This window comes from Bradyrhizobium sp. WBAH42 (genome assembly GCF_024585265.1).
GTDB lineage: Bacteria > Pseudomonadota > Alphaproteobacteria > Rhizobiales > Xanthobacteraceae > Bradyrhizobium.
The window spans coordinates 4195977-4208029 of record NZ_CP036533.1 but is presented as its reverse complement, the minus strand read 5'-3'; the positions used below and the strand labels follow the sequence as shown (position 1 = coordinate 4208029).

At 63.9% G+C, this 12053-nt stretch carries 14 protein-coding genes; 3 read left to right on the top strand and 11 right to left on the bottom strand.

All coding sequences use genetic code 11. The features are described 5' to 3' along the window. Window positions 1-68 precede the first annotated feature (68 nt). Entirely contained in the window at window positions 69-977 is a 909-nt protein-coding gene (locus DCG74_RS19500; protein WP_172784551.1) for a LysR family transcriptional regulator, read from the bottom strand. A gap of 85 nt (window positions 978-1062) precedes the next feature. Here DCG74_RS19500 and DCG74_RS19495 point away from each other — a divergent pair, with 85 nt between their 5' ends. Next, window positions 1063-1560 carry a DinB family protein gene (locus DCG74_RS19495; RefSeq protein ID WP_172784550.1) on the top strand — a complete coding sequence of 166 codons (498 nt, stop codon included), beginning with the start codon at window positions 1063-1065 and terminating at the stop codon, window positions 1558-1560. A 154-nt stretch (window positions 1561-1714) separates the two neighbouring features. On the opposite strand, the gene DCG74_RS19490 is transcribed toward DCG74_RS19495, so the two are convergent. Together DCG74_RS19490 and DCG74_RS19485 are read right to left on the bottom strand one after the other, a co-directional pair. Continuing rightward, on the bottom strand, window positions 1715-2965 hold the full coding sequence (locus DCG74_RS19490; RefSeq protein ID WP_172784549.1) for a glycosyltransferase: 1251 nt from the start codon (window positions 2963-2965) through the stop codon (window positions 1715-1717). Window positions 2966-3017: 52 nt separating this feature from the next. Then, window positions 3018-3755, bottom strand: a complete 738-nt coding sequence (locus DCG74_RS19485) for a molybdopterin-dependent oxidoreductase (RefSeq protein ID WP_172784548.1) — start codon at window positions 3753-3755, stop codon at window positions 3018-3020. Window positions 3756-3974: 219 nt separating this feature from the next. Between DCG74_RS19485 and DCG74_RS19480 the strand changes: the two genes are divergently transcribed. Next, window positions 3975-4613 (top strand): TetR/AcrR family transcriptional regulator, encoded by a 639-nt coding sequence (locus DCG74_RS19480; RefSeq protein WP_172784547.1) that lies wholly within the window; start codon window positions 3975-3977, stop codon window positions 4611-4613. Window positions 4614-4823: 210 nt separating this feature from the next. Beyond that, window positions 4824-5234 (top strand): hypothetical protein, encoded by a 411-nt coding sequence (locus DCG74_RS19475; protein ID WP_172784546.1) that lies wholly within the window; start codon window positions 4824-4826, stop codon window positions 5232-5234. A gap of 285 nt (window positions 5235-5519) precedes the next feature. On the opposite strand, the gene dhaK is transcribed toward DCG74_RS19475, so the two are convergent. Genes dhaK through DCG74_RS19435 form a run of 8 tightly spaced genes read right to left on the bottom strand, consistent with a single transcriptional unit; the run spans window position 5520 to window position 12048 of the window. Next, window positions 5520-6503 (bottom strand): dihydroxyacetone kinase subunit DhaK, encoded by a 984-nt coding sequence (gene dhaK / locus DCG74_RS19470; protein WP_172784545.1) that lies wholly within the window; start codon window positions 6501-6503, stop codon window positions 5520-5522. A 36-nt stretch (window positions 6504-6539) separates the two neighbouring features. After that, entirely contained in the window at window positions 6540-6953 is a 414-nt protein-coding gene (locus DCG74_RS19465; protein WP_172784643.1) for a hypothetical protein, read from the bottom strand. A 1-nt stretch (window position 6954) separates the two neighbouring features. Then, complete coding sequence (gene ptsP / locus DCG74_RS19460; RefSeq protein WP_172784544.1) at window positions 6955-8574, bottom strand: phosphoenolpyruvate--protein phosphotransferase; 1620 nt, start codon at window positions 8572-8574, stop codon at window positions 6955-6957. Between the two features lies 1 nt (window position 8575). Then, complete coding sequence (locus DCG74_RS19455) at window positions 8576-8878, bottom strand: HPr family phosphocarrier protein (RefSeq protein ID WP_172784543.1); 303 nt, start codon at window positions 8876-8878, stop codon at window positions 8576-8578. A 31-nt stretch (window positions 8879-8909) separates the two neighbouring features. Next, window positions 8910-9302: a dihydroxyacetone kinase phosphoryl donor subunit DhaM gene (dhaM, locus tag DCG74_RS19450; RefSeq protein WP_036041954.1), complete on the bottom strand. Its 393-nt coding sequence runs from the start codon at window positions 9300-9302 to the stop codon at window positions 8910-8912. Next, entirely contained in the window at window positions 9299-9922 is a 624-nt protein-coding gene (gene dhaL / locus DCG74_RS19445; RefSeq protein WP_172784542.1) for a dihydroxyacetone kinase subunit DhaL, read from the bottom strand. Before dhaL ends, dhaM begins: the two co-directional genes overlap by 4 nt. Before the next feature lie 13 nt (window positions 9923-9935). Then, entirely contained in the window at window positions 9936-10958 is a 1023-nt protein-coding gene (locus tag DCG74_RS19440; protein WP_172784541.1) for an ABC transporter ATP-binding protein, read from the bottom strand. Beyond that, entirely contained in the window at window positions 10951-12048 is a 1098-nt protein-coding gene (locus tag DCG74_RS19435) for an ABC transporter ATP-binding protein (RefSeq protein WP_172784540.1), read from the bottom strand. Before DCG74_RS19435 ends, DCG74_RS19440 begins: the two co-directional genes overlap by 8 nt. Window positions 12049-12053 lie beyond the last annotated feature (5 nt).

The following is a 12053-nucleotide window of genomic DNA, read 5'->3' as shown; positions in this document are numbered from 1 at the left end:
ACCGCGGAGGCTTGATCCAGATCAAGCCAGGCGTTCGGTCGCTAGCGCGATCGGCGACAGGTGCCCCGCTATGTTGAGGTGCTGAGGGCCTCTTCGGAGAGCCAACGCGCAACCGACGTAGCAGCTCTGGTTCGTTTTTGCTTTGGCCTTTGCAGCAAAACAGTCTGGCCCGCGCTGGCGACGGAAGGACCGACCTGAACGAGGTGGCCGGACTCAAGGTCTCCCTGGACAAGTGAACGACGGACCAGCGCTGCGCCCGCACCGTTGCGTACCGCCTCCACGATCAATCCAGCGTCGCTGCACTGAACCATGCGACCAGTCTCTCGACGTTCGTATCCTGTCGCACTGTACCATTCCTGCCAGGAATGACCGGGCGCTACGCCCAAAAGGCCGCAGTCATCATCAAACAAAACGGTGTCTTGAAAAGGATCTGCTTGAGCAGACTTGACCATTGTCGGCGGGGCGACCGCAACCAATACGTCTTCCTCTCGGGTCATCCGGTCGCCCGCCGCCGCATTGGCAGGCTGCACACGGATCGCGAGATCGAATTCTCCGTCATCAAGGGAGACTCGGGCGTCCGTGGCGTGGACGTAGAGGGAGATTTCGCGCAACTCCATGGTCAGGGCTGACAAACGAGGCATCAACCAGCAGCGCGCGTAGGATGGCACGATGCTTAGCCGAACGACGTTCTTCCGACTTCGCGACCAATCGGACGCGACGCGTTCCTCCGCGGCTGCCAGTTGCTCGAGCAGAGGCACGACCGCCTCAAGGTAGGCCTCGCCCGCGTTGGTGAGGGCGCTCGACTGACGGTCGAACAGACGGACGTCGAGACGAGCTTCCAGCGCCGCAATTCGTTGGCTTACGGCGCTCTGGGTAAGTCCGAGTTCCGCGGCCGTCCGTCCAAAATTCCGAGTGCGGGCCAATACGGAGAAAGCGCGCAGCAAATGGGTCGGCGAAAGGTCGCGGCGCACGGGCATTAGCGAGGCTTCTCTCTCGATTAGGGAAATCGATTCGACACACCCCGTCTGATCTGGCTAGCTTTCAGCAACTTGGGGGTAAGTGATGTTCGACAGCTTCCGAACGTTAGCACGCTGGACAGGCTGGGCCAATCAGCGGATTTACTCCGCGTGCTCCGAATTAGATCCGACCGAATACTTTCGCCCCCGCGCTTGTGCATTTGGATCGATCCATCGCACGCTGAACCATCTGTTGGCCACAGACAGAATTTGGCTCGCTCGATTGACCGGCGAGCCGCACAACATTCCATCGCTCGATTATGAGGTCTGCGTCGATTTCTCCAGCCTCCGCGATGCCCGCTTCGTGGAAGACGTGCGGATCGTCGAAACTACCGACCTCATCTTGGATAAGGATGGCTGCGCTGGGAACCTGTCATTCAACAGCATGGACGGCACGCCAAGGCAGATGCCGATCCATCTCGTGTTGTCGCAGCTCTTCCTGCATCACGCCCACCATCGCGGACAGGTCCACGCCCTGCTTTCGCAGACGGCCGTGACGCCGCCAGCGCTCGACCTTACCTACTTCCCGGGGGCAGCGGGATAATCAGCGTTGCTGGGCTGAATGGATCGCGTCTGGTAAGCCGCGGTCCAACGGACTTTTCAACTCGGACCGGCGCCCCTCACCTCGGGACACAACCTGGCGCGCACAAACCTATGCGTCACCGAGGGGCATAGCCACTAGCGATACAAATCGATTTTCACTGAAGGCCGCGGCGTCCCCAGACGTCGCGCCGCGCCAGAGTTACGATCGCCGTGGCGGCCGCCTTCAACCCATCCTCCCGCGCGATGGACACGGCGAGCGCCGTGGCACTGGCGCGTGGAGCGTCCCTGTTCGCCTCGTCGATGGCGCGCGCAAGCCGATCCGCACTCAGGCTTTTGGCGGGGACAGGCGATGGGGCAGCGCCAGCTTTGTGCAGGCGATCGGCCCAGAAAGGCTGGTCGCCCGCGAATGGGACTACCACCGAGGGCACGCCGGCGCGGGCCGCGGCGTGGGTAGTGCCGGCACCGCCATGATGGATCGCCAACGCCACGCGGGGAAATAGCCACCCATGTGGCACGTCCGCCAACAGATGGACGTTAACAGGCAAGTCGGCGGCCACTGCGCCGCCCCAGCCGGGGTAGAACAGCGCGCGCCGACCGCGTAGCGCCGCCAGCGCCTCGCGCATCAACTGCGCGCCGCCCAGGCCCCCCATGCTGCCAAAACCGAAATAAATTGGCGGCTCGCCTGCGGCGAGGAACTCGCCCAACGCTGCTGGTGGCGACCAGTCGGTCACGGGCGCCAGCCACTGGCCGCAGATCCGCGCGGTTGGCGGCCAGTCGGCTGGCTGCGGCACGAGGCTTGGGGATATGCCGTAGAGCATCGGATGGTCGGTCCAGACACTGCGGCGTGGCGGCAGCCCGCACACGGCAGCGCGGGCCGCGTTGACGGACGTTTTGAAGATGCGCCAGAGCAATGCATTGACCAGCCTGTGGCTCGTCCGGTTCAGCCAGCGCGGCACAGTACCCGGGCGCACGAATGGTGAGGCGAATTCACGCGTCGGCGTAATCGGGATGAGCCCGGTGCCGATGGCCGGAATGCCGAAGGCCTCCGCAGCAGAAAGGCCCACGAAGGCGGCCAGACCGCCGAGAACCACGGCGTCGCAGTCTTCTGCGGCGGCGGCCGCGGTGCGGAGCCACGCTTCGGATTTGGCGGTGGCGATGCGGGCAAATGCGCTCGCCGTGTCGGCGAAACCGCCGCCGCTTTTAGCAAGCATCGTGTCCTGCCGGAGCGCGGAGCGAATGTCGCCGGCGAGGCCGGTTGCCGGTACACCGAGGGCCGCGGCGTAGCCGAGCGTGGCGACGTCGGCCAGCAGGTGGACACGGTGGCCGGCATCCATCAGTGCCCGGCAAAGCAGCGCCATGGGGCGCGTATCGCCCTCGGTGCCATAGGTGACGGCGACGAACTTCACGTGGCCTTCCGGGTATTAGGTTTTATACGCGTTCATGTCGGGCCGTTATCAGTCATTGACCGCCTGACCTCAACTTCGACGCAGGTTGTCTCGGCGTATGCTCCGACGTCGTTGGCGAATGATTCTTCGCCTGATACATTTCGAGCGCTTCCGCGCAACGCATTATGGTGGGGGCGATCAAAGGCCGATATGCACGCCGCAGGAGCCACCCCGGAAACCCGACACCGCGCTCCTCCATCGCGACACGAGCCCGCGGATGGAATATGAAGCCAGGCCCTGCCGGGCGATAGCGACGCGGATGGACGCCGAACTCTATTCGCTCGATATGTTTGACGTTCTTGTACCCGTAGTGGGCCGGTGCCACCAACCGCAGCGGCGCTCCATGGGCCACCGGGAGCGGCGCGCCGTCCAAACGATCGGCGAGCAGCACGTCCGGCTGCAACAGGTCGATCAGCGGCAAAGCGGCGTGGTAGCCATCGCTTCCGCGGAACACAACCAGTTGGTCTTCGCACGCTCGCGTTAAAGCGAACGCGGTGCAGAAGTCCCGAAAGCCAACGCCTTCCCAGCGGTGACCGAGACTGCTCCAGGTTGTGACGCAATGGAAGTCGCTGAGCTGGATCGTTCGCGGCAACGCTCCCCAACGATCCGGCCCTACTTCGCCGACGACACGACCATCACTGCTCAATTCAAATCGCACCGTGTCTGGTTTCCTGGGAAAGCGCTTCGCGAAGCGCGGTAAACCGAAACGCGGAAAGGAAGCGATCGGGCGCTGGCCAGGTGGCAAGGTCATCGCCCGTGACCTCGAAGGCTTGCGTGAGACGCCCTGTGCTCTGACGCATTCGGCTGACTGCGCGAGTTAGCGTTAGGGCCGATCGACCAGCGAACTCTGTCGTGTCTGACCTGATCTGCCAATGAGCACGTGACGGCGACGGTCATCGGTAACCTCCTGGTCTGCACGGCGTTCGCGACTCTACTTGTTTTTAATTATAGAATCTAGTATCTAATTCGGATGCCCAGGCCATCGAAGTTCACCGAACATCAGATTCTGGATAGCGCAGCGCGTATCATAGCGAACTCTGGCATAGCCGCCGCCACGATGTCCGCGATCGCCCATGCGCTTGGGGCGCCGTCCGGATCGATCTATCACCGGTTTCAATCACGCGATGAACTGCTGGGCCGCCTGTGGCTCGGTAAGATTGCGGCATTTCACCGGGGGTTTTCAGCGGCGCTCCAACACGACGATCCTAACGAGGCCGCCATCGCCGCCAGTCTGTTCGTTCCTCAGTGGGTCAGGTCGGATCGAACAGGTGCTCGGATCGCGATCATGCATCGGAGGGAGGAGTTTGTAGGAGGTGGCTGGCCGCCAGATATGGAGCGCGAAGCACGGCGCCTGGGAAAGGAGTTTGACGTTGTCCTGGACGACATAACCCGACGGCTATTTGGCGAGGTTTCGCCCACGTTGAGACGCGCGACTAGATTCGCGATCATTGACATCCCCTATGCCGGGGTGCGCCCGCACATCTCGCGCGGTGAAGCGCCGCCGCCCGAGATCGACAATCTCGTGCGCGCGGCAGCAATAGCGAGCATTCGCGCAACGCGCGAAACCTACGCTGAACTAACCGGAGCACGTCGCCCCACCGCCCCGTGATCGATGCCCAGTCAATCTCCTATGAATGCGCATGGGCGCATGGTCGCCTCGGCTTCCATTTCGCGGAGGCAACATTCCAGGCCAATCGCTGCGCCTTCGTGTCCACCGGATGTGGGCGAGCCAGTGCTTTTATTCATGCATCACAAAACTATCCAACACGCGCGTAAATTCCGACTGGACAATGCGAGCGACCCACACACAGAGAATTCCATGATGGCAACGAAGGTTTTGCAACGAATTGGCTCGGCACTCCTCATCACACTGGGCGTTGGTCACCTCATCCTCATGATCATCTTCCGAGGGCCAAAAATGCTTGATTGGGTCACCCAGGGCCTCTGGGCGGCGGTGCCGCTCAAGGGCACGCAGCCCAGTATCGAATCATTGCAGAACGCAGTCGTCTTCTGGGCAAGCATAGGCAGCTTTGCGATACCCTCGATGTTGCTGGGCGTTCTCCAGTGGACGCTTGCCGGAAGGGGCATCACGCCTGGGGCGTGGCTCGGCTGGACGGTGACCATCTGGTTCGCATTGTTGACGTTGCTGCTGGTCCCATCTCCGGGGATCTTGGGCGTGATCGCCGGCATCTTGTTCCTTGTCGCTACCCGGCAGGCGCGGCCCACTTGACCATGAAGACCCTCGGAACCAAGCACGAGCAGCAATCGGCGCGGACCGAGATGGATCGATTTGGATGCTCGGCCGACACGGAGTCCTTTTCAGCCGCTATGCACCCCGCGCCTGGGACGGCCAGGGAAATATTCTACCGCCTCAAAAAGAAGCCGTGTCCGAAGGACACGGCAAGTTTCAGGGAGGGTGAACCGGGAAAATTCCCGATGCATGCGTGAGGCGTGGCCCCAGCCAATCATCCGCCGGAGCACGATCGAAATCATCAGCAGTCGTTAGCAGCCGCCGTCACCATTTCAACGCGGCCGTGCGCACGGGATGGTCCCAAAGCGCACGGGTCTCGGTATCGAGCAGACTCACGGTGAGCGAGCACCCCGCCATGTCCAGCGAGGTGACATAGCTGCCGACCAGCGAGCGGGCGATGCGCAAGCCGCGCTTTTCGAGCATCCGCCGCGCCGCATTGTACATCAGATAGAGTTCGATCGCGGGCGTTCCGCCAAATCCATTGACGAGAAGCAGGGCTTCGTTGCCCTCGCGGGCGTCGAGATCCCCGGCAATGGCAGTGGTCATCTCAAGAGCGATCGCATCGGCACGCTCCAGCTTGACGCGGCGGCGTCCCGGTTCGCCATGGATGCCGACACCCACCTCCATCTCATCGTCGGCGAGCACAAAGGTCGGCGTGCCTGCAGCCGGAACCGTGCAACTCGTTAGTGCCACCCCCATCGAGCGCGTCCGGGCGTTGACGCGCTCGCCGAGTGCAACGCAAGCTTGGAGGTCGGCCCCCTTCTCGGCCGCCGCGCCGACGATCTTCTCGACGATCAGAGTCCCGGCCACACCCCGGCGGCCGATGCTGTGGGTGGAATTCTCGACCGCGACGTCGTCGTCGGTGACGATGGTGGCCGTGTGTCCCTCGGAAATCTCGGCCGCCATCTCGAAATTCATGCGATCGCCCGCATAGTTCTTCACGATGAAGAGCACGCCGGCCTCGCCCGAAACGGCCTGCGCCGCCTCGACGATCTGGTCCGGTGTCGGCGAGGTAAAGACCTGTCCCGGACAGGCCGCATCGAGCATGCCATAGCCGACGAAGCCCGCATGCAGCGGCTCGTGCCCGCTCCCGCCGCCCGATACGAGCGCGACCTTCCGCGAATTGAGCTCGCGGCGCCGCACGAACTTCCGCTCGGGCCCGAGCGTCACGAGATCGGCATGCGCCGCAGCCAACCCGTCGAGGCTCTCCGCGAGCACGCCATCAACCGAATTGATGAATTTTTTCATGGTCTCCTCCCCGCTTCGTCTCCCTGAGCTTGGCGCTCATTTTTCCCGTATGATCGCACTCAAGCGCCGCGCGAATTCCTGCAGCAGCGCATCGAGCTCCGCATTGCGCTTCGAGCTGCCGAGGTCCGGCAGGTGCAGCGTCAGCGTCCGTTCATGCGCCCCCTCCGTCAGGCGGCCGATCCGGCGCGGGTGCGCACGGGTGTAGGCGCGAAGGAACGCCGCCTTCGCCTGCGGCGGGAAATGGCAGACGTCGAAGATCGTGTTCAGGTGCTGCACGGGAATCGGCACCGGATAGGCCGGGTTGCTGATCTGGCTGACAAAGCTGCGGTTCTTGCCCATGGCATGGGCCAGCCGCAACCGCATGCCTGACGGGCGGCTCTCGAGCACCTCCTTGAAGATGCGCTTGTAAACCGCAACGGCGCCGGCCTCCGCCGGTTCATCGATCGCCATGTCAGCCAAGCCCGCCTCCGCTGCTCAAGCGGTCGATGGTCTGCTTGATCTGCGCCAGCGCCGATGCATTCACCGACAACTCGCGCAGGCCGCAGTTCAGGAGCGCGGGCAGGCAGCGCGGATCGCCCGCCATGTCGCCGCACAGGCTGACGCTGGTGCCAGTGCGGCGTCCGTGCTCCGCGGTTCGCGCGATCAGTTCGAGCAGGGCCGGATGCAAGGGGTCTATCAAGGGGGCGAGAGCTCCATTGGAACGGTCGCACGCAAAGACATATTGCGCGAGATCGTTCGAACCGATCGAGAAGAAGGAAGCCTTGAAGGTCGCGGTCGCCAGGGCCGCCGCCGGGACCTCGACCATGATTCCCAGCTCCGGAAGCATCGCGGCAATGCCCTCGGCCTGCAAGCGCTGCACGATTTCGGCGAACAGCTTCCGTCCGGACTCGAACTCGTCCGGCGCCGTGACCATCGGAAACATGACCCTGAGATTTCCATGCACGGCCGCACGCGCCAGCGCGCGGAGCTGCACGCTGAAGATCTCGGGGCGGGCGAGGCAAAGCCGCAGGCCGCGCACGCCCAGAAAGGGATTGGCCTCACCGTCGATGGTGAATCCAGGTACCGGCTTGTCGCCGCCGGCATCGAAGGTGCGAATGGTAACCGGGCGTCGATCGGCCCAGCGCAGAACGGCATCGTAGGCGCGATACTGCGTCTCCTCGTCCGGCAGGCCGCCGCGCTCGGCGAGCAGAAACTCGGTGCGCATCAACCCAATGCCGTCAGCATATTGTGCGTCGGCATGATCGAGATCCTCGACGCGCTGGATGTTGATGAGCAGCTTGATCCGCTCCCCGCGCCAAGATGCGGTCGGCCGTCGCAGGATCGCCCGCGCGGACGCCCGGCTCTTGCGATGAATTTCGCGCCGCTTCTCGAATAGCCGGAGCTGCTCGACGCTGGGATCGAGCTCGAGAGTAGCGGCCTCGCCATCGAGCAGCGCCGTCGCGCCGATCTCCGGAACGGCGCCGAGCTGCACGACCATGGGGATGCCCCGCGCGCGCGCCAGCATCGCGACATGACTCGTGGGGCTACCGCGCAGGAGCGCAAGACCACCGCCGGCCGACCAGTCGATCTCCAGGAAACGCGAGGGCGGCAGATCGTCGGCGCAAACGACGGCACCGCTCGGGATCTTGGGGGCCTCGCCCCCGCCTCCGCGCAAGATGCTGATGATGCGGTCGCGCAGATCCGCAAGATCGGAGCAACGCGCCTTCAGATACTCGTCCTCGGCCGAATTATAGTCCGCAATCTGCTCGTCGAGCGCGGAACGCCACGCGACGTCGGCGGCATCCCCTTCGCTTATTGCCGTGAAGATCGCTTCGATGAAATCCTCATCCTCCAGCAGCGCGACCTGGAACTCGAGAATCTGCGCGGCCTCACCTCCCGCGATCGCGGCGAGCTCGGCGATCTGCCCGCTCGCCGCGTCGATCGCCTTGCGAAGATCGAGCGCCTCCTCGACCAGCGAGCCTGCGATCCGCTCGCCATTCGTGCCCGCATCGACACGGACGAGCGGGCCGTGGGCAAAGCCGATCGAGGCGGTCCTGCCGCGATAAGCCAGTCCGGCAGCGCTTCCCTGCATGCTACGACGCCTCGTCCGGAAAGTCTGTTGCGATCAGGTTGACCAGGGCGGCGACGGCAGTCTCCGCGTCGCTGCCCGACGCCTTGATCTCGATCGTGCTGCCGTAAGCCGCGCGCATGGCCATGATCTTGGCCACGCTCTTGGCATTGATCCACTCGGCCGCGCCCGCGACCCGGACGGAAATCTGGGCCTGGAACTTCTTGGCCAGCTTGGTCAGCTTGACCGCCGGGCGTGCATGCATGCCAACCGCGTGCACCAGCCGCACATTCTCGGTGATAATCTGGCCGTCCGCTTTATCCAGCATCGTTTTATTCCATCATCGTTTCGCCGACGCGTCAGTCGGCAGAGAGTTCCTCGGCCACGGCCTTGACCTGGGCCAGCGAGCTGCCGCCCGCCGCTTCGGTCGCAGCCATCACGGCGCCCTCGACGATCGGCGCGTTGCATACGACAACGAGATCGCGGCGTGCCGGCTCCAGCATTTCGACCGCCATCTCGCTGTTTGTTTCGGCGCCGCCGAGATCGACGAGGATCGCGACGCCTTTCGCCGACCAGGCATCGTTGATGGCATCGACGATCAGCGACACGCTGGTGCCGAGCCCGCCATCGGGATTGCCGCCGCAGAAGGCCACCTTGACCTCGCTGCCGACCATCTGCCGCACCATGTCGGCGGTGCCTTTGGCGATGTCCTTCGAATGCGAGACGATCACGATTCCCACGGCATCAGTCATTGCTTTCCCTCCAGGCTCGCGCATACCGCCTGCACGAGAACACAGCTCGAGCGCGCGCCGGGGTCGATGTGACCGACGCTGCGCGGCCCGAGAAACGACGCCCGCCCCTTGGTGGCCTGCATCGGCGCGGTCCGCTCGACCGCCTCTGCGGCCGTTGTGCTGACTCGCGCGATCAGGTCCGATTGGCCGGCCGCATTCTTCAGCGTCTCCAGCACGGGAACGAGCACGTCGAGCATGGTCTTTTCGCCGGCGTGCGAACGGCCGCGGGCGCAGACGGCGTTCACGCCGCTGCCGAAGACATCGGCGATGTCCTCAGGCAGGTGCTTGTCGTGCGAGAGGGCCTCGCCTGCGGCCAGGAAGAAGCTGCCGTAAAGCGGGCCGGAAGCACCGCCGACCGTCATCACGAGCGTCTTTCCGATCGTCTTCAAAGCCTCGTCGAACGGCTGTTCGGAGATCGCATCGAGTTTGCCGAGCACGGCTTCGAACCCGCGCTTCATATTGTATCCGTGGTCGCCGTCACCGATCGCCTGGTCCAGGCTCGTGAGCTCGGGCGCGCTGGCAATGACCCGCTCTGCGGCCACCCTGACCAGCGATTTGAACGTCTCGGGTTGCAACGACATCGCGTTTGATCCTCTAATGAACCGCCGGGAGGCGCTGCCCGGCGCCGTCGAAGCAGAGCGGTTGCACCAGATCCAGCTCGACCTCCTGACCGGCATGCAGCGGTTGATGCGGATCCGCAAGCGTGACCAGCATCTCTCCCTTATAGTCCAGGTGAACGTGATTCTGCTCGCCGAGGTGCTCGACCCGGTGCACCCGGCCGACCATCGGCCCGCCATTGCGCGCCGCGAGGCGGAGGTGCTCGGTGCGGATGCCGACAGTCTCCGTTCCCGGCGGCAGCGGCACGTCCGACAACAGCCGCGCGGGGAGGAAATTGATCTGGGGCGTGCCGAGGCGCGAGGCGACATAGCTCGACGACGGACTCTCGTAGATCTCCCGGGGCTTGCCGAGCTGGAGCAGCTCGCCGTCCTTGATCACCCCGATCCGGGACGCCATCGTCATGGCCTCGACCTGATCGTGGGTGACGTAGAGGATGGTCGCACCAAGCTCGAGCTGGATCCGCTTCAGCTCCAGCCGAAGCTCGGCACGGAGCTTGGCGTCCAGCGACGACAGCGGCTCGTCCATCAGATAGATCGAGGGATCGCGGACCAGCGCACGACCGATTGCCACCCGCTGCATCTCGCCGCCTGAAAGTCGGGTTGCGCGATTGTTCAGCTTGCTCGCGATATGCAGCAACTCCGCCGTCTGCTCGACACGCTTCTTGATGATCGGCTCCGATATCCGTCGCGCGGGCGAGCGCAACGGGAACGCAAGGTTGTCATAGACGGTGAGATGCGGATAGAGCGAATATTGCTGGAAGACGAAGGCAATATCGCGCGCTCCCGGAGGAGCCAGCGTCACGTCGCGTCCGTCGATCATGACCGAGCCGGAATCGGGAGTCTCGAGCCCGGTGATCAGCCGCAAGGTCGTGGTCTTGCCGGCACCGCTCGGTCCGAGCAGCACCATGAATTCTCCGTCGTTCACCGAGAGCGAGAGCTCGCGCACCGCCGCCACCGTGCCGAACCGCTTGCTGATGTTGCGTAGGGCGACGTCAGCCATGGTTTGCGCTCCCCTCGTTGGCCGTTCGTATCGCAAGGCCGCTGGCGACGTCGAACAAGGCGAGTCGTTCCGAACGGAATTCAAGGCCGACTCGCTCGCCGATGCGCACGGGCGCGCTGGAAGGCAACCGCGCCGCAATGCGCCCATGCGCGGTGTCGACGGTGACGATCTGCGTGGTCCCAAGATACTCGGCGCCAAACACCTCGCCGCGGACGGGCGCCGCGTCGGCGAAGCGGATATGCTCCGGACGAACGCCGAGTGCCATACGGGCGCTGGCACGATCCTCCCGGATCTCCGGCACCGCGATGCTCGTGTCATGGAAGCTGATCGTTCGATCGCCAGAGCGCAGACCTGCATCGAAGCGCAGAAAATTCATCGGCGGTGAGCCGATGAAATCGGCCACGAACATGCTCGCGGGCCGATCATAGATCTCCTGCGGCAGGCCGATCTGCTCGACGCGTCCCTGGTTCATGACCGCGATCCGATCCGCCATCGACATCGCCTCGAGCTGGTCATGCGTCACGTAGACCGTGGTCGCCCCGATGCGATCGTGCAGGTCGCGGAGCTCGCTGCACATCAGATGACGGAACTCGGCATCGAGCGCGCCCAGCGGCTCGTCCATCAGAAAGGCCTTTGGCCGCCGCACCATGGCGCGGCCCAGCGCAACCCGCTGCCGATCGCCGCCAGACAGCTTCGACGTCTTGCTCGACAGCAGATGCTCGATCCGCAGCAGCTTGGCTGTCTCCTGCACCCGCTGGTAAATCTCGCGCCGGGCCATGCCCTGGCACTTGAGGGGAAAGCCGATATTCTCGGCCACGTTCATGTGCGGATACAGTGCGAAAAGCTGAAATACGAAGGCGATATCGCGCGCGGATGCGCGCTGGAAGGTGACGTCCTCATTGTCGAGCAGGATCTTGCCTTCAGTCGGCAGCTCCAGGCCCGCAATCATGCGCAAGGTGGTGGTCTTGCCGCAACCGGAGGGGCCGAGCATCGCAAAGAAGGTGCCATCCTCGATCGTAAAGTTGGAGCCTTGTACGGCGGTAAACTGATCGAACGACTTACGCAGGTTTTCGACGCGGATTTGTGCCATGTCTG

Bases quoted from the DNA above. Each gene is read 5' to 3' on its own strand.
- DCG74_RS19500 (WP_172784551.1), bottom strand. From the start codon at position 977: ATGCCCGTGCGCCGCGACCTTTCGCCGACCCATTTGCTGCGCGCTTTC.
- DCG74_RS19495 (WP_172784550.1), top strand. From the start codon at position 1,063: ATGTTCGACAGCTTCCGAACGTTAGCACGCTGGACAGGCTGGGCCAAT.
- DCG74_RS19485 (WP_172784548.1), bottom strand. From the start codon at position 3,755: ATGACCTTGCCACCTGGCCAGCGCCCGATCGCTTCCTTTCCGCGTTTC.
- DCG74_RS19480 (WP_172784547.1), top strand. From the start codon at position 3,975: ATGCCCAGGCCATCGAAGTTCACCGAACATCAGATTCTGGATAGCGCA.
- DCG74_RS19475 (WP_172784546.1), top strand. From the start codon at position 4,824: ATGATGGCAACGAAGGTTTTGCAACGAATTGGCTCGGCACTCCTCATC.
- dhaK (WP_172784545.1), bottom strand. From the start codon at position 6,503: ATGAAAAAATTCATCAATTCGGTTGATGGCGTGCTCGCGGAGAGCCTC.
- DCG74_RS19465 (WP_172784643.1), bottom strand. From the start codon at position 6,953: ATGGCGATCGATGAACCGGCGGAGGCCGGCGCCGTTGCGGTTTACAAG.
- ptsP (WP_172784544.1), bottom strand. From the start codon at position 8,574: ATGCAGGGAAGCGCTGCCGGACTGGCTTATCGCGGCAGGACCGCCTCG.
- DCG74_RS19455 (WP_172784543.1), bottom strand. From the start codon at position 8,878: ATGCTGGATAAAGCGGACGGCCAGATTATCACCGAGAATGTGCGGCTG.
- dhaM (WP_036041954.1), bottom strand. From the start codon at position 9,302: ATGACTGATGCCGTGGGAATCGTGATCGTCTCGCATTCGAAGGACATC.
- dhaL (WP_172784542.1), bottom strand. From the start codon at position 9,922: ATGTCGTTGCAACCCGAGACGTTCAAATCGCTGGTCAGGGTGGCCGCA.
- DCG74_RS19440 (WP_172784541.1), bottom strand. From the start codon at position 10,958: ATGGCTGACGTCGCCCTACGCAACATCAGCAAGCGGTTCGGCACGGTG.
- DCG74_RS19435 (WP_172784540.1), bottom strand. From the start codon at position 12,048: ATGGCACAAATCCGCGTCGAAAACCTGCGTAAGTCGTTCGATCAGTTT.